This is a genomic window from Bradyrhizobium sp. SMVTL-02 (assembly GCF_051853005.1).
Classification (GTDB): Bacteria; Pseudomonadota; Alphaproteobacteria; order Rhizobiales; family Xanthobacteraceae; genus Bradyrhizobium.
In genome coordinates, this window is record NZ_CP182469.1 from 1,374,658 (window position 1) to 1,398,779 (window position 24,122).

At 58.6% G+C, this 24,122-nt stretch carries 24 protein-coding genes and 3 pseudogenes; 16 read left to right on the forward strand and 11 right to left on the reverse strand.

The features are described from left to right. Positions 1-10: 10 nt before the first annotated feature. From ACNJYB_RS06560 to ACNJYB_RS06570, 3 genes and pseudogenes are all read right to left on the reverse strand, one after another. Positions 11-145, reverse strand: coding sequence for a hypothetical protein (locus tag ACNJYB_RS06560; RefSeq protein ID WP_439373229.1), 135 nt, complete (start codon positions 143-145; stop codon positions 11-13). 140 nt (positions 146-285) lie between these two features. Continuing rightward, positions 286-826, reverse strand: a pseudogene (locus ACNJYB_RS06565) (IS110 family transposase); the annotation flags it as partial. Between the two features lie 121 nt (positions 827-947). Next, on the reverse strand, positions 948-1,913 hold the full coding sequence (locus ACNJYB_RS06570; protein WP_439373230.1) for a LysR family transcriptional regulator: 966 nt from the start codon (positions 1,911-1,913) through the stop codon (positions 948-950). A gap of 162 nt (positions 1,914-2,075) precedes the next feature. Here ACNJYB_RS06570 and ACNJYB_RS06575 point away from each other — a divergent pair, with 162 nt between their 5' ends. Further along, complete coding sequence (locus ACNJYB_RS06575) at positions 2,076-3,149, forward strand: aromatic ring-hydroxylating dioxygenase subunit alpha (protein ID WP_439373231.1); 1,074 nt, start codon at positions 2,076-2,078, stop codon at positions 3,147-3,149. 9 nt (positions 3,150-3,158) lie between these two features. Next, the gene (locus ACNJYB_RS06580) at positions 3,159-4,136 is read left to right on the forward strand and encodes a PDR/VanB family oxidoreductase (RefSeq protein ID WP_439373232.1); all 978 of its coding nucleotides are present in this window, start codon (positions 3,159-3,161) and stop codon (positions 4,134-4,136) included. Positions 4,137-4,592: 456 nt separating this feature from the next. Here the strand turns inward: ACNJYB_RS06580 and ACNJYB_RS06585 are convergent, their stop codons facing one another. The 3 genes from ACNJYB_RS06585 to ACNJYB_RS06595 form a co-directional block, all read right to left on the reverse strand. Then, the gene (locus ACNJYB_RS06585) at positions 4,593-6,863 is read right to left on the reverse strand and encodes a hypothetical protein (RefSeq protein ID WP_439373233.1); all 2,271 of its coding nucleotides are present in this window, start codon (positions 6,861-6,863) and stop codon (positions 4,593-4,595) included. 631 nt (positions 6,864-7,494) lie between these two features. Continuing rightward, entirely contained in the window at positions 7,495-7,698 is a 204-nt protein-coding gene (locus tag ACNJYB_RS06590; RefSeq protein ID WP_439373234.1) for a hypothetical protein, read from the reverse strand. Positions 7,699-7,815: 117 nt separating this feature from the next. Next, positions 7,816-9,162, reverse strand: coding sequence for an aspartate aminotransferase family protein (locus ACNJYB_RS06595; protein ID WP_439375477.1), 1,347 nt, complete (start codon positions 9,160-9,162; stop codon positions 7,816-7,818). A 439-nt stretch (positions 9,163-9,601) separates the two neighbouring features. Here ACNJYB_RS06595 and ACNJYB_RS06600 point away from each other — a divergent pair, with 439 nt between their 5' ends. Continuing rightward, on the forward strand, positions 9,602-9,730 hold the full coding sequence (locus tag ACNJYB_RS06600; protein ID WP_439373235.1) for a hypothetical protein: 129 nt from the start codon (positions 9,602-9,604) through the stop codon (positions 9,728-9,730). Between the two features lie 986 nt (positions 9,731-10,716). Further along, positions 10,717-11,037 carry a DUF736 domain-containing protein gene (locus ACNJYB_RS06605; protein WP_283038081.1) on the forward strand — a complete coding sequence of 107 codons (321 nt, stop codon included), beginning with the start codon at positions 10,717-10,719 and terminating at the stop codon, positions 11,035-11,037. 78 nt (positions 11,038-11,115) lie between these two features. Here the strand turns inward: ACNJYB_RS06605 and ACNJYB_RS06610 are convergent, their stop codons facing one another. After that, a complete protein-coding gene (locus ACNJYB_RS06610; RefSeq protein ID WP_439373236.1) occupies positions 11,116-11,397 on the reverse strand; it encodes a helix-turn-helix domain-containing protein in 282 nt (93 codons plus the stop codon). 103 nt (positions 11,398-11,500) lie between these two features. On the opposite strand from ACNJYB_RS06610, the gene ACNJYB_RS06615 reads away from it, so the two are divergent. Further along, a complete protein-coding gene (locus ACNJYB_RS06615; protein WP_439373237.1) occupies positions 11,501-11,779 on the forward strand; it encodes a DUF2285 domain-containing protein in 279 nt (92 codons plus the stop codon). Positions 11,780-11,929: 150 nt separating this feature from the next. On the opposite strand, the pseudogene ACNJYB_RS06620 reads toward ACNJYB_RS06615, so the two are convergent. Continuing rightward, a pseudogene (locus tag ACNJYB_RS06620) lies at positions 11,930-12,298 on the reverse strand (transposase); the annotation flags it as partial. A gap of 551 nt (positions 12,299-12,849) precedes the next feature. Between ACNJYB_RS06620 and ACNJYB_RS06625 the strand changes: the two are divergent. Next, positions 12,850-13,422 carry a YopT-type cysteine protease domain-containing protein gene (locus tag ACNJYB_RS06625; RefSeq protein ID WP_439375478.1) on the forward strand — a complete coding sequence of 191 codons (573 nt, stop codon included), beginning with the start codon at positions 12,850-12,852 and terminating at the stop codon, positions 13,420-13,422. Positions 13,423-13,630: 208 nt separating this feature from the next. On the opposite strand, the gene ACNJYB_RS06630 is transcribed toward ACNJYB_RS06625, so the two are convergent. After that, a complete protein-coding gene (locus ACNJYB_RS06630; RefSeq protein ID WP_439373238.1) occupies positions 13,631-13,885 on the reverse strand; it encodes a helix-turn-helix domain-containing protein in 255 nt (84 codons plus the stop codon). A gap of 160 nt (positions 13,886-14,045) precedes the next feature. Here ACNJYB_RS06630 and ACNJYB_RS06635 point away from each other — a divergent pair, with 160 nt between their 5' ends. The 3 genes from ACNJYB_RS06635 to ACNJYB_RS06645 all read left to right on the forward strand — a co-directional run bounded on the left by ACNJYB_RS06635 (position 14,046) and on the right by ACNJYB_RS06645 (position 15,254). After that, the gene (locus tag ACNJYB_RS06635) at positions 14,046-14,321 is read left to right on the forward strand and encodes a DNA -binding domain-containing protein (protein WP_439373239.1); all 276 of its coding nucleotides are present in this window, start codon (positions 14,046-14,048) and stop codon (positions 14,319-14,321) included. 218 nt (positions 14,322-14,539) lie between these two features. Further along, positions 14,540-14,671, forward strand: a complete 132-nt coding sequence (locus ACNJYB_RS06640; RefSeq protein WP_439375479.1) for a transcriptional regulator domain-containing protein — start codon at positions 14,540-14,542, stop codon at positions 14,669-14,671. A gap of 58 nt (positions 14,672-14,729) precedes the next feature. Then, positions 14,730-15,254: a DUF2285 domain-containing protein gene (locus ACNJYB_RS06645; RefSeq protein ID WP_439373240.1), complete on the forward strand. Its 525-nt coding sequence runs from the start codon at positions 14,730-14,732 to the stop codon at positions 15,252-15,254. Between the two features lie 185 nt (positions 15,255-15,439). Here the strand turns inward: ACNJYB_RS06645 and ACNJYB_RS06650 are convergent, their stop codons facing one another. Then, complete coding sequence (locus ACNJYB_RS06650; protein ID WP_439373241.1) at positions 15,440-15,721, reverse strand: hypothetical protein; 282 nt, start codon at positions 15,719-15,721, stop codon at positions 15,440-15,442. 43 nt (positions 15,722-15,764) lie between these two features. Next, complete coding sequence (locus tag ACNJYB_RS06655) at positions 15,765-16,967, reverse strand: sulfotransferase family protein (RefSeq protein ID WP_439373242.1); 1,203 nt, start codon at positions 16,965-16,967, stop codon at positions 15,765-15,767. A 1,226-nt stretch (positions 16,968-18,193) separates the two neighbouring features. Here ACNJYB_RS06655 and ACNJYB_RS06660 point away from each other — a divergent pair. The 7 genes and pseudogenes from ACNJYB_RS06660 to ACNJYB_RS06690 all read left to right on the forward strand — a co-directional run bounded on the left by ACNJYB_RS06660 (position 18,194) and on the right by ACNJYB_RS06690 (position 23,590). Next, positions 18,194-18,472, forward strand: coding sequence for a helix-turn-helix transcriptional regulator (locus ACNJYB_RS06660; protein WP_061849724.1), 279 nt, complete (start codon positions 18,194-18,196; stop codon positions 18,470-18,472). A gap of 3 nt (positions 18,473-18,475) precedes the next feature. Further along, positions 18,476-19,375 (forward strand): annotated as a pseudogene (locus ACNJYB_RS06665) (replication initiator protein A); the annotation flags it as partial. 335 nt (positions 19,376-19,710) lie between these two features. Then, entirely contained in the window at positions 19,711-20,175 is a 465-nt protein-coding gene (locus ACNJYB_RS06670; protein ID WP_439373243.1) for a DUF2840 domain-containing protein, read from the forward strand. Next, on the forward strand, positions 20,175-20,681 hold the full coding sequence (locus ACNJYB_RS06675; protein WP_439373244.1) for a S26 family signal peptidase: 507 nt from the start codon (positions 20,175-20,177) through the stop codon (positions 20,679-20,681). The genes ACNJYB_RS06670 and ACNJYB_RS06675 overlap by 1 nt, the downstream gene beginning before the upstream one ends. 368 nt (positions 20,682-21,049) lie before the next feature. Beyond that, complete coding sequence (locus ACNJYB_RS06680) at positions 21,050-21,592, forward strand: lytic transglycosylase domain-containing protein (RefSeq protein ID WP_439373245.1); 543 nt, start codon at positions 21,050-21,052, stop codon at positions 21,590-21,592. Then, positions 21,589-21,858 (forward strand): hypothetical protein, encoded by a 270-nt coding sequence (locus ACNJYB_RS06685; RefSeq protein WP_439375814.1) that lies wholly within the window; start codon positions 21,589-21,591, stop codon positions 21,856-21,858. Before ACNJYB_RS06680 ends, ACNJYB_RS06685 begins: the two co-directional genes overlap by 4 nt. Continuing rightward, positions 21,839-23,590 carry a relaxase/mobilization nuclease domain-containing protein gene (locus ACNJYB_RS06690; protein ID WP_439373246.1) on the forward strand — a complete coding sequence of 584 codons (1,752 nt, stop codon included), beginning with the start codon at positions 21,839-21,841 and terminating at the stop codon, positions 23,588-23,590. The genes ACNJYB_RS06685 and ACNJYB_RS06690 overlap by 20 nt, the downstream gene beginning before the upstream one ends. Positions 23,591-24,122: the final 532 nt, after the last annotated feature.

The window sequence follows — 24,122 nt, forward strand, 5'->3', positions numbered from 1 at the left end:
AACACGTGAACTAGGCCTCGCCATCGCCTTTTAGATTGTTTGCCATGATCTTTCCGGAAAACCCTTCTTTTTTCCGGACCCATGCTTTAACGGTCGATGCGATGGCCTCCGCCGCCTCAGCGTTCGCGTCGAACGCTACCGCCAACCCAATTTTGTCATGCCAATTCTATTCGCCCGTTCGCTTGGCTACTAGCGCTTCTGCCTCATCTGTATCCAGTTGGCGAGATTAAAGCGCGCTTAGATTCGGTTGGCATCGCGCAGGCTGTTGTTTCAGCATGAGCTTTCCGAAAAACCGCTTAGAGAGACCACGCTTGATGCCGGTCGGAAGCGCAATGGGTCATCGATCTTACGGCAGATCGTCAAGGCGATCACCACGCCGACACTAGGAACGGTCCGTAGGCGACGTGTCGTCTCATCCGACTTCGCCAACTGGCGGACTTCGTTGGCGAACTTGCTTAGATCTGCTCATGGATCGACAGAAGCGGCTCGATCACATCGCGAAGCTGATGATCTGCGCCCAACAGCTCTCGGACCAGATTGCGAGACTGCAGTCCTATCGTGCGTGCGAACAGCATATTTTTTGATGAGGCTTTCGGACCTGGTCCTCGATATCTCGACGAATAGTCACCAAGCGGGATCTCACGACAAACTCGCGCGGATTCTCTGTTGTCCTTGTTCTTGATCTTGACGAGCCGACACGGACCAGCTCGGCGAGCCCTCGCGCGCCATTCTGATCGCTTCTGTTCATGCGTGCAGAAAATGCCGCGTGCGCATGTCGCGCGTCGATGCAAATCACCGGAAAATCGACCCGACGTAGTTCATGCCACCGCCTTCTTTGTAGGACGGTCGCCAGGAACTGGCTTCCGTCGTGCCGACCGTTGGACAAACGAGCAGGTTGGTGCGAAATCCAGCCGGAGAGGAGACACTTGCATGCGCGGCCCGGAGATTCAAACTCGGGCATTGACGTTGCCGCGGCTGCGCCCGGAAGGCGCGGCGGGAGCGGTCTTGTACGGCAGAGCGCCGGCAATCCGGGCCATAAGTTGCCGCAGCCACCGATGGGCGGCAGAATGATGTGTCCGGGAGGTCCAGGTCATGCCGACTTGAAACGGTTCGGGGAAAGGACACGATGTTGTTACGATGGATTTGGCGATGTTCGAAGCGATGCGGCTTGGCACCGTCGAGACCAGGTCCGAGCCGGGGAGAATGTGGGTTAGATCGGAGATGCTCGGCACCGTGACCACCTGGTTGAGCGACAGGCCGCGTTCATCGAGCCCTCTGAGGTAGCCTGAGCGCCAGGTTTCTCCATAGGTGACGACGGCGTGGTTCGCCTTGACATAGTCGTCGACGCGCAACCGCCGGCCGGCGAGCAGATGGCCCTTATGCATAACGCACACATAATGGTCATCCAGCAGATGGCGATGATAGAAGTTCTCCTCCTGCACCTCATAGGGGCCAATGAGAAGATCGGCTTCGCCGCGTTTGAGATGCGCGATCCCTTTCGCGCGCGCCGTCTTGATCTCCAGCAGCAGGCGCGGCGCCCGGCGCCTGATTTCTGCTATGGTACGCGGCAGAATGATCGAGCGTTCGTAATAGTTGCAGGCGATCGTGATTCGCCCGGACGCGCTTGCGGGATCGAAATCCGTCGGCTGCATTAGGCCCTCGAAGCCCTCAAGCAGGCGGCTGGCACACTCAACGATCTCGACACATCGAGGCGTTGGCGCGATCCCGCCATACTGTCGCACGAACAGCTTGTCGTGAAACGCCGCGCGCAGCCGGTCCATCGTATAACTAATGGTCGATTGGTTCGTACCGAGCACTTCGGCGGCCTTCGAAAATGAGCCCAGTTCCGAGACCAGGCGCAAAGTACGGATCGCAGCAAAATCAATCGCAAGTGGATCCCAATCCTTTGCCATCGCCTTAAGTCCCTCCTCGCAAAATCAAACCACCCTATCGAAAGAGTAGATAACGCTTATCAACTCTGTCCGATTGTCCGATCACTATTGCCAACGCAATCTGCTCGAAAATGGGAGTTAAAGCGGCAGGCCCGCGACCATCGCCTCAACCATGGAGAGCCCATGAACGCACCAAAACCCTTTCCGCTGAATGCCTGGTACGCGGCTGCATGGTCACATGAGATCGCCCGCGAGCTGTCCGCCCGCACAATTTGCGGCAAGAACGTCGTGCTTTACCGCCGCACTGATGGCCTTGTCGCGGCTTTGGAGGATGCCTGTTGGCACCGCCTGCTGCCGCTATCGCTCGGGCATCTCAAGGGCGACGACGTTATGTGTGGCTATCACGGGCTGGTGTTCAATTCGGCCGGCCGCTGCTCCTACATGCCGGCGCAGAAAACGATCAATCCGTCAGCCTGCGTGCGTGCCTATCCAGTGGCTGAGCGGCATCGTCTGGTCTGGCTGTGGCCCGGCGATCCAGCGCTGGCGGACCCCGCCAAAATTCCAGATTTTCATTGGAACGACGGCACAGAATGGGTCGGGGACGGCGGCACGTTCTATCAGCTGAAATGCGACTATCGCCTGGTTGTGGACAACCTGATGGACCTCACGCACGAGACCTATGTGCATGCCGGCAGCATCGGCGACGAGGCGATCACGGCCGCGCCCTTCGATGTGACCCACACCGATAACACAGCGACAATGACGCGCTGGATGATCGACATCGATCCGCCCCCCTTCTGGGGCCGCCAGCTTGCGCGCCCGGGCCGTGTTGATCGCTGGCAGATCGTAACGTTCCAGGCGCCTTCGATCGTCGTCGGCGACGTGGGCGTGGCGCTGACAAATACAGGCGCGCCGCAAGGCGACCGCTCGCAGGGGGTTAGCGGCGCGTTCTTAGCGGCGATCTCGCCCGAAACGGAGACGACCTGCCACTACTTCTGGAACTTCGTCCGGAATTATCGCAAGGATGATGCCCAGCTGACGAGCGAGCTCCAGCTCGCCCACGTCAATGGCGGGGCAGGGGTCTACGATCAGGATCACCGAGTGTTGGAGGCGCAGCAGGCTGCTATCGACAAGAACCCGCGTTCTCCCTTTTACGATCTCAACATCGATGCGGGCGCGCTCTGGGCACGGCGGCTGATCGACCGGATGATGGCTGACGAGCAGGCCCCCGTGATTGCTAACGTTGCGGCCCAGTGAGTGAACGTCTTGGCCCAGCCGACAGAACCGATTAGTGCATGCCTTCGCGCCACGCGCGATCTCACTCCTGACGTCCGTCTTTTCGAGATCGAGCCGGACCGCCCGTTGGCCAAGGTAGCGCCTGGCAGTCACATTGACGTCCTCATGCCGACCGATGGGCGGCCGCAGCTTCGTAGCTATTCATTGGTAGGACCTTGTGCGGACGGCCTCTACCGCATCGCCGTCAAGCGCCTCGCGTCGAGTCGGGGCGGGTCTATCGGCATGTGGCGCCTCAAGGCGGGCGAACGGCTCACGATTTTCGAGCCAAAAAATAGCTTCGAATTGAGCTACGGTCGGCCGGACTATCTGCTGCTGGCCGGCGGCATCGGCATCACGCCCATCTACACGATGGCGTTGGCACTGAAGCAAGCGGGGGCGAATTTTCGCTTGCTCTATGCAGCGCGCAGCCGTCGCGACCTCGCGTTCGCGGACGAGCTTGCCACTTACATCGGGGATCGACTTCAGCTTTTCGTCAGTGAAGAGGGTCAGCGGATCGATATCGGCCGCGAGATCACCCAACTAGATGCGCGTGGTGAGCTCTATGTGTGTGGCCCGTTCGGCATGTTGGAGGTGGCCAAACAGCTTTGGAGCCAAGCGGGCAGGCCCGCGGCGCACCTCCGCTACGAAACGTTCGGCAATACCGGCGGCTTCGCGGACACCGCATTCAAGATCAGGGTTCCCCGATTGGGCCTGGAAATTGACGTCCCTGCCCATCGCTCCATGCTGGAGGCGCTTGAAGATGCCGGCGTCGACATGATCTTTGGTTGCCGGCGTGGAGAATGCGGTCTTTGCGTGCTGCCGATCCTGGAGGCGTCAGCTGAAGTCGATCATCGTGACGTGTTCTTCAGCAGTGAAGAGCGAGCGATGAACAGCAAAGTCTGCACCTGCGTGTCGCGCGCGGCGAGCGGCTTTCTAACCATCGACACGCCTGATCGAACGCCCAATTAGCGTCATTCCCCCGGTACAGGCCTCGGGGCTACATAAGAGCCGCGAATAAGCCTCGCTCGACCAGCGTTCCGCCCGATCTTCTCGGGCGGTATAGGCCCTTCGGCACAACAGCAAGGCACGCGCGACGGCCGTTTCCTTGATTTCGATCGGCTCCGGCTAGACCGGACGAAGCCACGCGCGAGCTGTCGGCGGCAGTGCAAAAAGCGCCATAGAAGTGATTGGTCGATTCCGGCAATTGTTATCGGCCGCTTGGCCTCGGTACTGGCGTTGAAGCTGGTTTTGGAGCTGACCGCGAGAACCGGCCATGCGTTCGGGGAAGAGCGAAAGTACTTCGTCTCGGAAGCTTTCAGGCTACGGGCTGCTGTAGGCCCACGACCCTGATTACGGCCCGCTGGCTCCGGATTTCCTGGGACTGACCAATGATGTCGCCACTCGGCACTCTACCGCTAATGGCCCCTAGATCCCAAGTCGAGCGGCCTGCGTCGACAGTTGGTCCACCTCGGCAAGCCGATAGCGTGGGATGTCACTATGCACTGTGGCCAACAAGGACTTACAGAATGCAGGCGTAAGCTTGCCACGGTGAACCACGACGTTTTCGCGACCCGTCGCAGCCCGGGCGTTCTGCCACTGCTGATTGTAGCCGCGTTGTTCATTGGACTTGACGTGGCAAGCGGCGAAGCCGGCGTCATCCAGCGTCGTCAACTGCCACACATGTACCGGCCGCTTCGTATGGATGTGCACCCACATCGGGCTCGGCATTGCACCATTGCGCAGCGCCTTGGGTTGCAGCTTGACCTCAAACAGCACCCCTGGCTCGCCCTTTAACGCGCGCGGTAGATCGGCAGGCGCCAACTCCTCGGCCGCGCGCAACTGTTCAAGGTAGTTCTGCGAGGGAAAGGCATACGTCTTCATGCAATCGAGCGTCATCGTGTCCTTTCGCTCGTTCAAAGCCGTGGCCAGCCCCTGCGCCTCGGACCGCATCATCTTGAGCCGGACGATTTTGTCGTGCACTTCGCGCACTTGTGCAGGCGTGAGTAGAACACGTCGACGAGGCTCCTCCAACGCGTCTACACAGGCCTGCATCTCGGCTGCCTGGGTCTTCAGGCGCCCGATCGCAGTATCCACGACGTGTTCGGCGTCCTCGGGCTTCATGTGGCGGGCTTGCGAGGCGGCCCTTTGCTGACCAGGCAGATCGAATTGCAAAAGTTCGTCCAACCGCTTGAGGAGCCCCGTCAGTGCTTCCATCGACGGCGGGGCCTGCCAGATCGCCAAATGCGCCGTCGCCGACGATGACGTCCTCGCATGCGCCTCCTGCGCGGTCACGAGCCTCTTCGTACCGAAGTCCGAGAGCACAACAACTTTGGCTGCTGGCGCCGCGGCGTTGTCTGCCGTAGCGACATGCGCCTGGGTCTGCCCAGGCGCCGAGCCGCCAGCGGACCGCGTGCTCTTGCCTTTCACCTTCCTCCGCGCTCTAGCGCCTTCGGCGACTACGGCCTCGCCGATAGTGCTGGCGGGTCGCGCAGCCCGAGGGTCGGACGGCGGCACCATGACCGCTGACGCTATCGGCTGCAGTGACAGGAAGCGCATGACCTCCTGCGCAGTGACCCACGCACCTTCCACTATCTGGCCTGACAGTTCCAATGGGAGCTTGGCTGTCCCAGTATCGCTTAGTTTTGCAACGATGTTGTGCCATGCCAGCCCTAATTCCGAAAGGCGCTCCATAACTCCTTCCAAGACGGCGCAGTGCGCTGCGTCGAGTGCACGCCCTTTGCTGTTTAGAACAGCCTCGCTCGTAGAGTTGAATGCCGGGAAAACGTCATCGATGAACGTTCCTAGCAGACGTACCCGCCCGTTCTCATCCATGAGGGTTTCCCTCGTGGCTGGCTCGAATGTGCTCATCTGCGGCTCAATCGTGATTCGCAAGAGAGCGATCTGCGATTGCAGATGCAGGCACTTCATATTCAGTGCCCAGCCGGTGTGCAGCCGCAGATCGGCCTCTTCGGCTTGCCGCATCTCAACCGTTGTACTTGGTAAGTTGTAAGCGGCGGTGCATACGGACTGCATCCTTTCCAAGCGCAACGCCTTCTTTCCCCACCACTCCATACATGCTGCATAACGGTTTGCTACGCTGGAGATCGCTCGGCTCAGCTGGTCGAAGGGAGCGTTCGATTGGACCATCCGATCAAGCACAGCGGCCGCACTCTTCCTGCTCTGCTCCAGGGCGTAGATGGTCGGGGTCGCTAGTTTGTTGCATTGGTCCCCCGCATAGAGCACCTCGTCGCGGAGACGGCGAGCCTTATCGTCGGACAGAATGCTACGCGCCTCATGCTGGGGCAGGCTCGCGTAGTATTCCAGAACGTTTGAGCCTGCCTTGATGAGCTGGTCAATCAGCTCTTGTGCCACCAACGCGTTCGGCGCCGGCTGCACGGCCGCATCGCGGCAAGTATCAAGTTCTGCCAGCAGGCTGTCCATTTGGCGCTTCGCTGCCTTGATCTCGTCGCCCGTCCAAGGAATGGGGCCCGCCATATCCGAAGTTTGCAGCTGGCTTGCGACCACCGCCGCTCTATCTTGAGGCCCAGAGCGCATCCGCTCCACGACGGAATCGAACAATGGGCTGCCTTCCGCAGGAGCGAGACTAGATTCCGAACGCGAACCGCTCGATCCCCACGTGCTGTCGGCTCCACTAGCCTCAACGTGCGATTTGCCAGGTCGGTCAATGCCCGTCATATTCCAACTCCGATACAGGCGAGAATGCCAAGCCAATTTAGATAGACCGCCTGGCTGACAATTAGCTGACGAACGGCATTCTCTCGGATGCGCCAAGAACATCAGAAGCACCGAAGCTTCCAATTCCGGGAAGACGCCGTGGGTTGGAATCTTGCGCCCTGCAGACGGGCGTCCTCTTCGCAAGCAGGCCGTTATCGGCGCGCAAGGCGGCCCGGCCCTGACGAAGAGGGAGGGGTGTATCCCCGACAACGAGCTAGAGCATGATCCGCAAAAGTGTAGGAGCGGTTTTCCGAAGAAGATCATGCTCAAACAAGAACCTAAAGTGCGATGACGATTCATCCCAATCTCCTCGCGCTTTAGCGGACTGCACACGGCGCAGTTTCGTAGGTGCGATCGCACTCCGGCTGGACGCGGAGAGTGTTGTTATTCGATTTGACCTTGGCTCAAACGAGTTGAAAGCGATGATCTTATCGGCGTCTGCGTTCGCGAGAACGGTCTCGTCATGCGAGAGGAGCTCAGCAACTCGCCAGGTAGCGCGAGCAGATCAAAGATCCCGTTCAGCGCTGCCTTTTTTTACGGCCGCTATTGGGATGCGAACCAGTTCGTGATGATGCAGTGATCGCTGCCTGCTTCATAACCGCCGCCGCGACTTGCCCACGGTCTGCAGGTCCAGCCCCAGTTTGGCCGCCACTTCCATGTTCGGACCATCCTCCGCACAGGTCAGCACAATTCGGGTTCTCAGAGCCTGCGCCGTCTTCCGCCGCATCGTCAGCGATCTCAGTTCGGCACGCTCATCACCGCTCAATATCAGGGGAGCAAGTTGCTGAACCGCCACTGGAAACTCCGTCGCTGTTTGCCTCCATTGGCACAGCGACGCGAATCTATGATTGCGAACTTGCCTAGCTGAAAAGCGCAGCAACGGCAGCAACGTTTTGCGCAACGGTTGTTCCAGTCACCTGCTCGCCTCTATGGCGTCCAGCATCTCTTGATGGCTGTCGAGAAAGCCTGCGAACACATCGATGATGAATTCGGCGTCGGAGCGAGTCATTGGTGTCGAGATCGAAGCGGCAGCGGCATGCGGCAGGATGATGCCGTTTTCCGCGAAAAAACGCGAGAGCTGCTTCATTAAAGCTGCTGCGCCTGGTGCGGGATATGCCTCACGATAGTCACTCGGGATATGCGTCATCGGATGGATACGAAAGAGCGAGGCGGCTCCAGTCACGCACAGCGGTACGTGCCGGGTTGAGATCGCCCGACCAATCCCGTCTCGGAGAATGTTTCCAAGCGTCTCAAGATGTGCAAAAGCCGCATGATCTAAATGCCGCATTGCGGCGAGTCCCGCCGTCATCGATAGGGGATTGGCGGAAAATGTCCCGCCTTGCGGAAGCAGTGGCGGGCCGGCTGAGGCGTCGAATACCTTCATCACGTCCTCGCGACCGCCAACTGCCCCAATTGGCAAACCGCCGCCGATAATCTTGCCCATTGTGAGGAGGTCCGGAACAAGGCCATAGCGGGCGGAAGCCCCTCGGAAACCTTGCCTGAGATTCAGGACTTCGTCGGCAATGACCAGAATGCCATTCTTACCGGCAATTTCCTGAACTGCAGCAATAAATTCAGGCTTCGGCGCAATTAGCCCTCCACGGCTAGGCATTGGATCCAAAAGGACGGCAGCGAGCCTATGCGCATCCAATGACAACAGCCGGTGTACGCCTTCAACATCGTTGAAACGGAGCACGACCACTTCGTTGAGTACGCTTGTCGGCATCCCACGATAGTAGGGCGTAGATAAGGGTGCGGTAGGATCACCCCAATTTTCTGGCGTCGCCGCCAAGCTTACCTCGGCCCAATCGCAGGCGCCATGATAGGCGCCCTCGAGCTTCGCGATTTTCGAACGTCCGGTGAAGGCCCGCGCAGCCTTTATGGCAAACAACACGGCTTCAGTCCCCGAGTTGACGAAGCGGACACGATCAACCCGCGGAATCCGGCCGCAAAGTAGTGCTGCGAGCTCGATCTCACTCTCTGTCGGATTTGCGAAGCAGCTGCCGCGCTGGAGTTGGCGGGTTAGCGCCTCCACGACAGGGGCAAAGGCGTGACCATGAATCAGCGTTGTGAAATTTCCGCCGAGATCGAGAAATCGACGGCCATCGACATCGAACAGATAGCTGCCCATTCCGCGCTCGACGTAGAATGGGACCGGATCCCGATCGACGGTCACTCGCGACGTGCCGTCCGGGAAAACCAACCGCGCGCGGGCAAAGCTGTTCTTAGACTTCTGCCCAACGCGCGCAGCTTCCGCCATGTTCGAAACTGAGTCGTTCACATGATTCTCGTAGATTTTGTTGCGTTTCTGGAGTTGACCGACGACTACCCGCTTAAGCCCTCTCTGTTGGCGCTTTGCCTTTCGGCAAATTGTCTCGGCGCGCCGACGTTTCTCGTGGATCGAGCAGATGTGTCCACCGCGATCTTCTTTGCCCTCGGTGCCATGCAAGTACAACGGTCCTGAGGATGTGCATGGATGGTCGGGTCAGCGCAGAACACTCTTCAGTGATCGAAGATGTTCTGCAGAGTTGCTGGTGAAAGATCATTTTGTCGAGCAGCGTCCACGCGCGCGACATCATTGTTTTTGTCGACAGCTAGCATCATTATCCCTCACCTGATTTGGTCGGCGAGCGATCTGGCCGGAAATTTGAATATGTCGGCTTCTTTGCTGCAAGAGTCCGTGTAATCGAGACATACTCATGAAAATCGAATCCTATCGAAAGCTGGATGCCTTTCTGGACAGCTGCATCATCATACGCCCGTGGGAAGCGCGAAATTTGCAAGGGGTCAACGACGCTGGTCATTACCGCACCTTGGTCCTCTCGTGACGGTTCGTATCCGAGCTTACAGTGCGAGTTACTAACTGATGGTACAGCATTGACGACGGATCAAGACACTACCTGCTCTGGTGAGCACGCTGGATTCGCTATTTTCAAGAAACGGTGTCAGGGCGTACGAGCGTTCAACCACGCCACAGCAAGATTGAGCGCTGGGGCCGTCGATGGGTAGGCTCAGTCGCCGGGCTAGTCCGACGGCTGCCATTATTGAAGGAACTCAACGCTAAACGCCCGCAATGTCATCGAGCTAATGAAGATCGGCGCCATTCTCTCCGACGCCAAAATCTTGCTTTTCGATTTGCACTTGTCGCGTCAACCGTGAGCGAACGTGTCATAGTGTCACAGAACGAAGTGCGGCTCGCCCAATCGCCGAATGCGCGAGGCGAGCAGTCTGTCTCCACCGGCTCCGACGGTCGAGGGACGTGAGAAATAGCCTCTGCCGCGATGTCTAGGCTTGTTTCCTTTTCCGGGATGCCACTCTCTCATCGATAAAGCTCTCGAAAGGCGGCGGTCTTCCATGCGCTAGTCTAGAGCTGTGCCGGCCTCCTTCGGCCCAGTCGGGGGAAATGGGAGAGGCTCGGTCGGGGAGGTTACTCTGCGACAATGTCGCCGTTTCCCGCAGGCTTTTTCTTTCTCTACTCGAAACCGCGGCCCTTCTTGTGCTGCAAAGCGGCCTCTGCCACGTCTCCTTCCGCTTAAGTCTGTGTTCAGCGCTCGGACGCACCTCGCCTCGTTGGCTTGATCTGGCCGAAGACCGGCTGCGCCTCGATCGTCTGAGCCGCAACGCCGCCGGTTGAGACTTTCTTCCCCTGGGCTACGCCCATTCCTCGCGAGGCAAGAAAGTCTCCCCGCCGGCGTCCTCCGCTTAACGCTCCGGCCCGCGAAAAAACGGGTGCGTCGCCGATCGTCTTCGGCCGTCAGATCGCCATCGAGGCCGCGGTGGTCGCGGGGCTCGAAACAACTCAAGGAGAAGTGACATGGCTAGCATCGGAACTTTCAAAAAGGTCGGCAATGACTTCCAGGGCGAGATCGTCACGCTGAGTCTGCAGGCCAGAGGCGTCCGCATCGTCCCCGAGGCCAACCGCTCAAACGAGAACGCTCCCAGCCACCGCGTCTATGTGGGCCGGGCGGAAATCGGGGCAGCCTGGTCGAAGCGCTCCGAGGAAGGCCGCGACTATCTCTCGCTCAAGCTCGACGACCCCTCGTTCAACGCGCCGATTTACGCCAACCTATTCGACGATGAAGCCGGCGAAGGCTACACGCTCCTCTGGTCTCGGCCGCGCAAGACCGGCGAGTAACCTCGCTCCGCCGACGCCCCGCCCGATCTCATCGGGCGGGGCTCTCTTGACGCCGAGCGAACCCGGTGCGAGCGCTCGTCACTTCTTCTTGTAACGTGAACGCGTCGGCTTCCGACCTTTGCGCAACGTCTTAGGAGGGGCCGCCCCTTTGGGCGGCTGGACGAAGAACTCAGAAAGATGAACACCAAGTCTTTTGGCGAGCCTGTCGAGAAGATCGATGGTTGGATTCTCTGCTTGTCGCTCAAGGCCGCCCATATATGAGCGATCAATCCCCGCATCGTAAGCCAATTGCTCCTGCGGAATACCGAGATCCACGCGAATCCGGCGCACATTCCAGGCCACAAGCGCACGAGCTTTCATGCGCTAAAGCAGCCATTTGGCAGGCCATCAAACTACTGGCTATAGCCATCCTATTGCACTAAGTTCGTTAAATACAGATAGCGAACTCGGCGCGTGGGCTTACATGAAAAAGCTGGAGCTGGATCCACAAATCGCGGACGTCGTGCCGAATGCGTCGGTGCTGACGAGTTATGACGAGCAGCATCTGGTGACGTATTGGCGTCTCCTCGATGCTGAGGCCGATGGCGCCGACTGGAAAGACGTTGTGCGGATCGTGTTGCATCTCGATCCTGATTGCGAGCCCGTCCGCGCTCGGGATGCATACGACGGGCATTTGGCTCGCGCAAAATGGATAGCCGAGCACGGCTACGGCCACTTGCTCCGCATTAGCGCCCCCAAGTAGGAAAATCTATCGTGTGGATCGGGCCTGAGGAAAAGAATTTCTCTCGTTGATGCGTGATCGCCTACGTGCATCACGTGATGCATCATTCGTGGCTCCAGGCCCGTTCTTGGCTGGTTGCGACCAAGAATCGGGAACGGGCGCGTCGAAGTTGCGCGTGCGCAGTCCACCGCGCGAGCGGCCAAGCGCCTGATCTTCAGAGTCCCTTTTTTGCGTCCCGGCGGCGTGCAGATGCGCTCGGGCGATGGTGGAATCGACGATCAAATATTCCAGGTCTGGATCATCGGACATCGCCTCGAAGATCCGCCACCAAACACCCTTGATGCTCCATCGGCTGAAGCGCCGCAATACGCTGTTCCATTCCGGAAGATCAGCTAGGCAGAGCGCGTACGCACGATCCAAAGCACACCTTCCATCAACGTCCGGTTGTCCCGCCGCGTCGAGCCCTTCTGGTCCGACCGGCCTGCGATCAGCGGCGCCATTCACTCCCAGGCCGCGTCGCTCCACCACCAAAAAATCCATCACACCTAAGGCCGCCTCCCAAAAAGAACGCTTTGAATCTGATTTGCTCTCAAATGGGAATCCTTAGAGTCCAGACCGCCTAGGGCTTGCACATCACAGGCTGCACGAACTCGGTGCGAGCTATCACCATGCACCAGTTCACTCCCTTCACGTTGAACGAGAGCACGGGGAAAGGGAGAACTGGATGAACGAGATCCTGCTGTACGTTTGCGGTTGCCTCCGCGTCGGTAGCGGCGCTCCAAAGCTTGTTCTCGCAGTTGGGCAACACGGGCGAGACAGCTTGCCGTCAGCTTGACTAAGTACCTTTGCAACGAGGGAGCAACACAGCCTTACCAAGGTAAATCGACATGCTCAACCGAATCAGCCACTCATCAACACTCTCTGGCCAAACTGATGAGCTAAGCAAGTCGGCGCACAGTGACAGGTTTGATAAAGCTCTTGCTAGTCTGCCCGAAAGAATGGGGTGCTGCACCAGTAAGGCAGATGCCTCGGATCCAGCCAATCCCGGCACATCCTCTCCACCTAGGATGAGCATCTCCCTGTCCCAACACATGACGGCCGAATTGCAGGGCGCGAACAGAACTAACATCTGTGTTGGACTCACTGCAGGATGGCTCAGCAATCTCCCGAACAGCCCGAGATCCCGAATGACTGCGCTGCTACCCGGCTCCGACGGGCACCGTTCAGCGGCTGTGTGCCAGCGAAACTATGAGGGCCTTGTGCGATCTTTGCGGGACGAGGAGATAGAAAGGTCTGAGGCGGGTTTTCGTGCAAGGGCCACCGTGTTGAGGGACGCTGGCTTGCGTCCGTCTGAGACAGGGAACACATACACATTTGGCAATGCAGCGAGCTTCTCGGAATTGGCGAGGAAAATCACCGCCGATGGAAGAGCGTATTCGCTCAGCTTGTGTTTCGAGCGGGGTGGAGGACGCGAAAGACACTTGGTTGCGACGTCAGCGTCGGACGGAATGGTCACGCTGTTCGATCCTAACTATGGAGAATTTGCTGTTCCACAGCAGCAGATCGGCGAGTTGTTCGAAAACCTCGCCAATCGTTACAGAAACCCCAATCGATTGCAATTGTTGAGCATCACCACGCAAAGGGTACGGAGTGAGGAAGAGTAGGCTAGGACCGGATGCCCAGCGCCATCGGTGATAACCACGCCGTCGTCACTCTCGCTGTCATCGTCTTGTGGATGCGATAAGTGTCCACACTGCCTAAGCCTAGCTCCGCCAATGCCCCGTCCGATCCAATCGGGCGCGACACTCTATAAGGCCGGCAGTAGGCATCACCGCATCACCGAGGTGCGATCCCTCCGAATCGACCTCATTCCTATGACTTTCGCTTCCCTGACTTGGGACGCGGTTTGCAAAATTCTTCATCAGGCAAGACAAGATCGACGTGGCTGACCCCTAGGACGTCTGCGAGCTCGAACAGCGTCACCACAGTCGGATTGCGCCGACCAGTCTCCAACCCGCTGATGTATTGTTGAGTAAAGCCGGAAGCCTCGGCGAATTTCTCCTGCGTGAAGCCTTTCCGCTTCCGCAGTTTGAGGAAATTCCGACCCACCAACTTGCGCATGTCCATCTGCGCAAGTTGCGTCTTTACATACTCTGAGGTTTATCTCCTATAATGTGTATTCTCAGGTTCGGACCGGGGAATAGGCCTAAAGTGCGGCTTGCAACGAGCAAGCCGCGAGCCTTGAGTCGCCACGCGCACGCTTGTTCTCATTCTTTGCGGGATCCTCATGCAAACACCGCTTTCACCCGATGTCGCGGACTTGGCGCCCACAGATGCGGCGTTGACGTCCTATGACGAGCAGCATCTGGTGACGTATTGGCGACTTCTCGATGCCCAGGCCGATGGCGCCGACTGGAAAGAAGTTTCCCGGATCGTGTTGCACCTTGATCCCGAGCGCGAACCCGAGCGCGCTCGCAATGCATTCGACAGCCATTTGGCACGCGCAAAATGGATGGCTAAGTGCGGTTACCGTCACTTGCTCCGCCCCGACGATCCCAAATAGAAAAAATATGTCGTTTGGACTGCGCCTATGGAAAAGATCTCTCCCAGCGATGGGGTGATCGCCTGCGTGCATCACGGGTGATGCACAATTAAGGACTTCCGCAACAACCCACGGATTTATAAACACTGCGCCGCAATTTTCTTTGGCGGGAGATCACAGCAGTGTCTAAATTCGACTGGCGCTCACCGGAATCGTATCAGAGCGTTACAGCCGGCGAGATGTCCGATTTCGCGTGGGAAAGCCTCCGTCGCAATCCCGAATATCAAGCTGACTACCGAGACGCGCTCTCAAAACACGGGCAAGTGACTCCTGAATTCCGGAGGAGATGGGGCCTCTGCTTTCGCTCATGACCCGCAGCGGTCTTTTCACGAGCAGACCATCTTCTGGGCGCCGGAGGCTCTCCCAGCCGTGGTATTGCTCATTGAAAGCGTTTCCGATCTACATGGCGTTGCCGTTAGGTTTGACCTTGCCGATCTTTCATCGGGCAGCATCCGACAGGCCGCTGACGGTTGGCATGCTGTATTGCGCATTCACGGAACCCGACATCACCTGCGGCTGAAGCAGGCCCCACGCTCAGGTGCCGTCTATTCAATCGAACAGCCGACACAGGACTCGGACTACGAAATCCGCGCCCGCGCTACGCTTCGATTGTTGCGTGCGATCAATGACCGCCCGCCAGGACCTCCGATTGCTCTCTTATCGGCGCAACGACGTAAGCGATTGGCTCTGAGCCTGCGCGCCCTCGATGGGCACATGGATGGCGCCTCCTACCGTGCCATCGCCGAGGTACTATTTGGTCCAAGACGCATCTCTGAGCAGGCCTGGAAAACCCACCCGCTGCGTGGCCGAATTATCCGCCTGCTTAAGGCCGGTTTGGCACTGATGCGCGGTGGTTATCGCGCATTGCTCCGTCCTTCATCTCGCAAGGAATAAAAGAGGGACCCGAAAATCATCGACCTTCGAAAGCACCTCTTGAGCCAACGTGACTTGACTGCGACCTAAGTCTTGGGATCGCCACAGAAACGTCGGCTGGCTGTCGCCACGCCGGAGCGTGCATCTAGACTGAGGTTGCGAAACTCCACTCTGACGCCAGGCTGGCTAATTCGGTCTTGTGTAAGTCAGCCGACGCCAAGTCTTCGGATGCTGGATGGCGCTGCCGCTGCGGCTCCCTGAAAGTTGGCCGTTTCAAGTGTGCCGCGACGGTTTAAGGGTGGCGGCATGGGTGGGCCGAGATCATCAGATCTTGCCGAGAGCAACTTGGCAATCGTTCTCACCTGTGCCGGATAACGCGGCCAGTCGTGCCTCATATCCCGCAATTGCAGTTTTCCACTTTCATATTGGTTGCGCATGTCAAGGTGGCTGTGGCTCGAAGCAGCTTCTGAAATGAAGAGTTCTGCCAAGTCGCACGATCTTGCCTCGCAGCATCATCGCGCAGTTCAGTCGTTACGAATGGCCACCGGGCAGCGTATCCCGCGCGGCCTTCGAAGCCGTAAGCGCCTCGGTCAGCTGCGCTGCGATTGAATTTGCAACCCGCAAGTTCTCCTCTTTCTTGGATTCGGCCAGACGTTGCGCCTGCAGAAAGATCGAGGGGCCGAAAGCCAACGAGGAGGACTGCCCAGCTTGCGGGCTAATACTGTTTAGCTCGGCGTCGCTAGCTGCAATGTCAAACGATCCTACTGTCTTACCTTCCAGGAAATCCCAGCAGCTTCGAAATAGCTGACGATAGCCTTCGGTGACTTCCGGACCCTTATCTACTACGCCAGCCTGTTCTGCAAACCGAAGGTCCTGCTCATAACCGAGCTCTATCAAAAGCTGAGCGCCAACCAGATCAGTCACGACCTGCATCTCTTCGACGCTCAATTCGGTTTGCCAGGCCCGGACTGAGCGATCGTCAATAGTCTTTTTCTCTAGAATCTTTCGATCTCCGAAAGTGCTAGACCGGAGATAGTCCGTTTGCTCCAATGGTGCCGATGACATATCCATCGGGGTGAGTCCAAGGCCAGCAACCACGCGCCTGATTTCCTCATCAGGATGCGCCACAAGAACTTCGTACTGCACCACTTGCATCTGAAGGCGACTACGGTACGCCGCAAGCGCGGGCAAACCCAGAACAAGATCAGCGAGAGAAGACGCGATCGCGGGCGTAGGTCGACTCAGCACGATATCGGCGAGACAAGATGCGATCGCGGATGGGGAGCTAGCTGCCAAAAGCGGAACGCTCCACGTCGATTTCAGTGAGGCGGCAATGGCGTAAGGATTGCGCATCAGAACGATCCGCGGCGCCTCTGGATAGAGGGAATCCAAAAAGTCGAGCACCGTCCAATAGCGCGGCGTCTTGTCTATCAGGGTGCGCTTGCCGGTAGCTGCCAAATATTGCCCGTAAGCTGTATCGGCAAAAGCGCGCGTAACGCTCGTTCGATCTATTCGACCCAAGAATTCCGAGGTTGCGGCCTGAACCAGCGACGTCCCGCAGGGGTGACGGTGGTCGACCCGACCAAATGCCTCAAGTGCCAACATCAGCCAGGGTTCTGGCGGAGCAATAATGTCCGGGTGCCGCTGAAGCAAATGCGCCAGCAGCGTCGTCCCTGAGCGGGGAAGACCCAGAAGAAAGCATACCGCAGGCAAATGGTTTAGATCGCTACTCATGATTCAACCTCATATCCTCGGACAGACCGAGCGGCTGTCCAGAACCAACAGCAATGCCAGATTGACTTAGCCATTCTTATCAATGGAGGACTTGTCAGCCAGAACGACGACCTTCCAGCGACAATGTCCGATAAGAAGTGTCCTCGCGCTTTGGCATTTGCATTCCATACCTGCCCGATGCGATCCGTCGGACCGGCTGAGACGCCGACCTCACGATAACAATAGACATGCCAACGCCGTGTTGCTGCGGACTGATTTGCATCGCGTGACTTCCATTTTCGCAGGATAACCAATGCATGTATCTAGCTGCCACGAATTCGATCGCTTTGGTCAGACCGCAGTCATGGAGCAACAATCGACGGACCAATTCCTGGGCTGTCAGAGCTGCCCAAGTTTCGCTCAGTCGCAAGCAGCTAAGCTATATCGATATGGAGAGCCGTGGCAAAGCTATACCGTGGTTTATCGGAGATAGCTGCTGACGCGAGCCCGAAAACCGTCGACTGGGCGCTGTGGGATCAGTCTCACATCGTGCTCCGAACAAGGCGGTTACAATGAACTTGCGCCTCCGCTCATGCTGGCTGTAAAGCCTCTTTTCCTCTCAGAGCCATGGCAAAAATGATAATCCATCTTGATACACCTTAAGTTCTACGAGCCGGCAAGTTCTACAAACCGGCATGAGTATTTTATATGCCACTCCTAAGATCAGGAATAATCTATATTTCTATGAGCTCGCATTCACGGCGTGGATAGATTTCAACTCGAGTCCGCGTCATCTGTCTCCGAGACAGCACGGCAATTGCGTGGCACTTATCCAGTAAACTGCGGCTCTTTGCGGATTTTGGCATCCGCGCAGAAGCCTCACGCCGTGTCGCGCGATGGCCACGTCAAACCTATGCTTCATTTCCCCGCATCGCGAAGGATCGACGTTGGCGGTGCGCGCCTCCGATCGAGAGATCGACGGATTACCGCGTCATCCCGCAAGTTTTTTCGAACGATCTAGCGCGCCTCTGAACACCACGAGCGCCGCAGGGACTGCGCGCTTTGCGCATTGATGTGCGGCTGTCGACCAAAAATGTTCGGCCTGTCATCTCCGAAAGAACGGAGGAGGGGTGCCGAAAATCAGCTCTGCATCTTCGGCATCCCTCTAAGCGTTTCTACTCCGCCATAATGCTCGTGGGCGCGCGATCAAACCCGCTCGCCCTCCAGACGAGCACGGAGCTTTTCAAATGCCCGATCCGACCGCCGGCTTGCCGCCGCGATTGTTGCGTACCCCTGAAGCGGCGCGCTTTCTCGGTCTGTCCGGCCGAACTCTGGAAAAGCATCGTACCTATGGCACGGGCCCGATCTATCGCAAGCTTGGAGGTCGCGTTGTCTATGCGCTCGAAGACCTAAAAGCCTGGGCTGATCGCGGTGCCAAGAAATCAACCAGCGATCCGGGCACAGGTACGGTCTTGCCCGCCAAGCGCCACACACCCATTCCGTATGCGGGCAAGGAGCGACGTTGACCCATGTCGGACGGCAAACCCTCTGCCCATAGGCGGCGCCATTCGCGGCGCGGTCGCCTTGATCTGGTTCGCTCATTGCGCGGCGATCTGGCGCCGCGCGATGCGCAAGATCTGATGGCATATCCGTTCTTCTCGCTGGCACAGTCGAAACGGGTTGTGCCGATCGACTTCCGCGCCGAGACAATGACGATTGGTGTGGAGGCTGTTGCCGAAGATGGCATGGCGACCATCTGGGATGCCAACGTTTTGGTTTGGGTTGTTTCGCAGATTGTCAAACCTCGCGATGCCGGCCTGAGAACGTCCCGGTTGATGGCGGCTATTTCTTACGCGATCCTGATCTATGTAGGTTGTGGCACCAGCGTGCGCGACTACGAGCGGCTCAGTGCTGCACTCGACCGGCTGCAATCAACGGCGGTCCTGACATCGATCCGCCAGCTCACCGGCCGTGGACCGCATCGCTTGTCCGGCATCAACGAATGCCACGAGACAGCCGATTTGCACGGCCGTGCCTGCGAAATCGAGCTGAACTTGGCCGATCGGTTCTACACGGATGTTTTGGATAACGCGCTCCTGTTGACGATCGACCGCGCCAATTTCGATCTGACAGGTGGATTCGAGGGTTGGCTTTACCGTCTCGCGCGCAAACATGGCGGCTGTCAAGCAGTTGGCTGGGGCTGTGATTTCGTCCATCTTCAACCCAACTCTGGCAGCCTATCCCCTCTCAGACACTTTGCTTATGACCTGCGTCAGACCGTTCATCGTCAGACTCTGCCCGAATATCGGATCGCCATCACGCGCGGCAATGACGGTGTGGAAGGATTGAGCTTCGGACCACTTCAGGTCCGTCCCAATGCAGAACCTCTGCGAATCCGCGGGCGCATCTCTTGGTCGGGGGAAAACCTCGTGAATTGCATCCGGCTATCAGGGCCCGGAACAATCGTGTCGTCTGGGACCGGACCCTCCTGCTGTCGGAGACGGAAATCATCGCGAATGCTCTATCGCGCAATCGCTTTCCGCGCCCGTAACTCGGCTCGCCTGGAATCGTTCGGATTCTTGCTCATGGATCACGGGTTTTTATCTGCGATCGGCAAGGCGACCGCCGCGATGCCTGCTCAACGGCGCCTTACAAACTTGCACCAAAACTGTTGCATCTCCGCCAACCTCATTGCTGCTTTTTTGCAAAGGATAAGCGCCGTGCGGGACGGCCGACAGACGTCTCTGAACAAAGGAGCCGTCAGATGAGCGATGTCACAACCGTTGAACTCTTGTGGGTTAAAGGGCGGATCGAGAATCGCATTCGATTCGGCCGACCGGTATCGGAAAAGATCATTGATCGCCACCGCCGCGTTCTTTCATTCGAGACCGGCAGCATCTTCGCCTTCGTGCGCTGGACATCTAATGAGTTTGGAACCGTTCTGTCCCGCATCGACATTTTACGCGCCGCCTCATCACGGCAGCGATATTCAACTATCCCATGGGTCTTACCCGGCGGAGAGAGCCTGCTGCGGTTGTCAGGATGGACGAAAGTCGAGCGCGCGCTGCAATTGATCGATGCGGTGGAGGCGCTTGGTATCAATCCTGCCGATGCTGCGCCGGACTACTGGCACCACGTTCACAACCGTCTGTCTGTCAGTGAAAACCCGCGAGCCTACACTCAGGCGCGCCATCAGGCATGGCTCCGCCGTCGAAAGCGAGCGCTCTGATGGGACGGCTGACGATTATTTTAGCGATCTGCGGATCGGTAGCTCTCGCCTCAAGGTCCGGCACAGGGGCCGCGCCATGGTACATCTGGAACGCTTCTGAGAGCATCCCTATCGGCCTCTATCGTCTACAGCCAGCTCGACAATTGATTGTCGCCGAACTTGTGGCGGTTCGGCCGCCCGAACCCCTTGCGAGCTTCCTCGACTTGAACGGCTATCTGCCGACCGGTGTTCCCATGCTCAAGCGAGTCCTGGCGTTGCCCGGACAAACCGTTTGCAGAAATGGCTTCGCCCTTTTCGTTGATAACGTCGAGATGGGACTGGCGCGGGAGCGCGACACACGTGGCCGGCCGCTGCCGGTTTGGCGCGGATGCCGCCTCATAGCGCCGGATGAAGTCTTTCTCATGAACCGGCAGTCGGCCGGCTCGTTCGATGGGCGGTACTTCGGGCCACTTCCAGTATCCGCCGTCATGGGGCAAGCCTTGCCGGTGTGGACAGAGGGAGACTGATCTTGTTCGGCCTAGCCCGTGGATATGCAGTTTCGCAGGTTGATGGATCGCAGCGCTACTGGTCCGTCCCGGCTACATTTCTGAAGACGATCATGCGCAGTGCGTGTTGGCGATCGCCTCACGTTCAGCGGCCCGAGCTACTACCCGCAGTGTGCTCGAACGCAACCACCTGCGCTTTGATCCCTGCAACGGCGGTCCGCCTGCTCGGAGCTGTGCTGGCTCTTCAATTGCCGTCGCACGCTTTGGCGGAGATGGCAATACCGGTCCTCGGTGTGCACTCCCCGAGCTCTCCACATGCCGACCTGTACACTGCCTTCTTGACGGAAGCCTCTCGACGATTTGCGCTCCCGGAGCACTGGATTCGCGCCGTGCTGCAAGGCGAGAGCGGCGGCAATGTGCGCGCCATTTCCTCCCGAGGCGCATTGGGCCTGATGCAAATCATGCCCCAAACTTGGGCCGAGCTAAGTAGGCGCTACGATCTCGGTGTCGACCCTTTTGACCCCCATGACAACATTCTCGCAGGCACGGCTTACCTTCGCGAGATGCTCGACCGGTTTGGACCGGAGGGATTTCTCGCAGCTTACAACGCGGGTCCAAAACGCTACGAGGCATATCTGGCAAAAGGGCGATCGCTCCCTGACGAAACAAAAATCTATGTTGCTAGACTCGTACGGTTGATCGGTATCAATCAGCACGGGCCTGTGACTGTGGCCATGCCGCAAGCCATTCCGTGGCGGCAGGCAGCTTTGTTCTTTGGCCGCTCCGACGGCTCGTCGGTTGATGCCAGATCGACACCCGCTCGGCATCCAATGAATAGTCCGAAAGAATTTCCGAGCGTGCGCAGGCTCGCGTTCGTACCAGGTGCGGCCCAGCTTTTTGTGCAGCGATCGACCGAAACGGAGTCCCGATGATCGCAGTCGCATTTCGTCGCGTGTTGTCGAAGTTTGTCGCGAGTAGGAGAGTGCTGGTGAAATTGCAGGGAGTAGCCGACCGCGGATGGCAAGGGAAAAGGCCGGCCGTCGGTCCGGCCCTTGTGGTTGGTTGGATTGGGCAATTTGCTCTCAGCGCACCCGCTCCTGCCATCGCTTCTGCAAATTACCCGAACGAAATCAACCTCGACTGGGCCATCTCTCAGCGGCACGAGGGCTTTTTGCCCCATGACAATGCGCGCCGATGACCTGCGCGTCCGGCCCGGGCGCATTGACCACGGCAACCGTGGTGCAAGGCGGCCACAGACATTCGTCGGGCAGGTCATGCGTGCCGCTAAGCGGGCCGGGCACGTTGGTAACAGCTTCCGGTCAGGTCCGGACCGCAGCCGTTCCCGCTTCGGCCGCGGCCGGCGTGCGGCAATCGCGATCCGCTTGCGCTCGAATGCTCGGCGTGTGGTCACGAAGGCGCGCGTGGTGCGCCATCGGGGAACGCGATTCCGCTCTGCGCCCCTATCTAAGCATGTCGCCTATCTTAAACGTGAGGGCGTTACGCGGGATGGCCGGAATGCCTCGATGTTTGACGCCACCTCTGATGCAGCCGACGAGCGGGGCTTTGCCGAGCGCTGCGAGGGCGACCGCCACCATTTCCGGTTCATTATCTCGCCTGAGGACGGTGCGGCGCTCGGTGACCTGAAGGCATTTACTCGCGAGCTTCTACGCGATGTCGAAAAGGATCTCGCGACCAAGCTCGACTGGATTGCAGTCGATCACTGGAATACGGACAACCCACATGTTCATCTCCTCATTCGCGGCCGTGCCGACGATGGACAGGATCTTGTCATCAGCCGCGAGTACATCAGCCGCGGTTTGCGCGATCGTGCCGCCCACCGCATCACCCTTGAGCTTGGACCCCGGAGCGAACAGGAGGTTCGCACCAGCCTTGAACGGGAGGTCGAGGCTGAGCGCTGGACCAGCCTTGACCGAGCGCTGCGTGAGATCTGCGATGACTGCGCCGGTGTGGCGGACCTCAGGCCGGGACGCAAGGGTGAGGATCCTGAACTGCGCCGACTGCTGCTCGGCAGGGCGGCCAAGCTCGAACGCCTCGGCCTCGCCGAACCCATAGGACCCGCCTGCTGGACCTTAAAGGCGGGGCTGGAGCAGACCCTTCGTCAGCTCGGCATGCGCGGCGACATCATCAAGACCATGCATCGGGCGATGAGTGCCGAGGGGCGGGAGCCGGACATCGCCACCTTCGCCCTGCATGGCGAAGAACCCACAGATCCGGTCCTTGGCCGACTGGTTCAACGTGGTTTGGACGATGAGTTGAAGGGGACGGCGTATGCGATCGTCGCTGGCGTCGACGGTCGGACGCATCATCTGCGGTTCGGCGACCTCGACTTTACCGGCGATGCGCCGGCCGGCGCTATCGTCGAGTTGCGAACTTATACTGATGCGAGCGGAAAACCGCGCATGTCGCTCGCGGTTCGCTCAGACCTGTCGATCGAGGAGCAGGTGAGCGCGAACGGTGCGACCTGGCTCGACCGCCAGCTTCTCGCCAAGAATCCGCCGCTCAGCGGGGGCGGGTTCGGGGCGGAGGTCCGTTCCGCAATGGATGAGCGCCTCGATCACCTCGCTGGCCAAGGTCTTGTGCATCGGTACGGACGGCGCGTCGTGTTTGCGCGCGACTTGCTCGCGACTTTGCAGCAGCGCGAGCTGCAAGCCGCTAGCGCGAAGCTTTCTGCCGAGACAGGACTTACCTATCAGCCCTTAGCCGAGGGCGATCATGTGACCGGCATCTACCGTCAGCGCGTGACGCTTGCCTCGGGGCGTTTCGCTATGATCGACGATGGACTCGGCTTTGAGCTGGTGCCTTGGCGGCCGGCTTTGGAACAGCATCTCGGAAAGCAGGTATCTGGCATTATGATGCCTGGCGGTAGAGTCGATTGGAATATGGGGCGTAAGCGAGGATTGGGAATATAGCCTGAAGAGGCGGGCTCAATGGTCTCAGGAAAGAGCAATGCTCGATCGACAGATCGTGGCCCCGTCTGCTCCCTTGCTATTATGCTCTTTCAGCCCAACTCGCGGCTCCAGAAGAGATCGATGGTACAAGCCGCGCTGTGACGGCTGACGCAGAAAATGGCCGACAGAAACTTCGTCAGAAGTCGCTTTTCGGGACCGTACTTTAACCAATCCCCGAACTGCCGGTGGTGCAGCTCTCAGATCATCCCAACGGGTTCAATGAACGCTCGTTAGCGAGAGCGGGGAAGGCCGACGCCATCCCGAAAGAGCGTCACTTATTCATCCGCTGTATGTCGAGCGTGAAGCGTGCGTTGTGACCGACATCAGACGCGGACTTATCTCAAAGATCATCGGTCTTGTTGCGAAGGCGACATCACTAACGAGCAACTGCAGGGAATGCGCCCCGCGTTCGATGGCCTAGATCCTGCACAAACACACGCCGCGTGGAAGCAGCGCGACAACGTCGGTCATTCGGCCTTCGTTGCAAAATGGC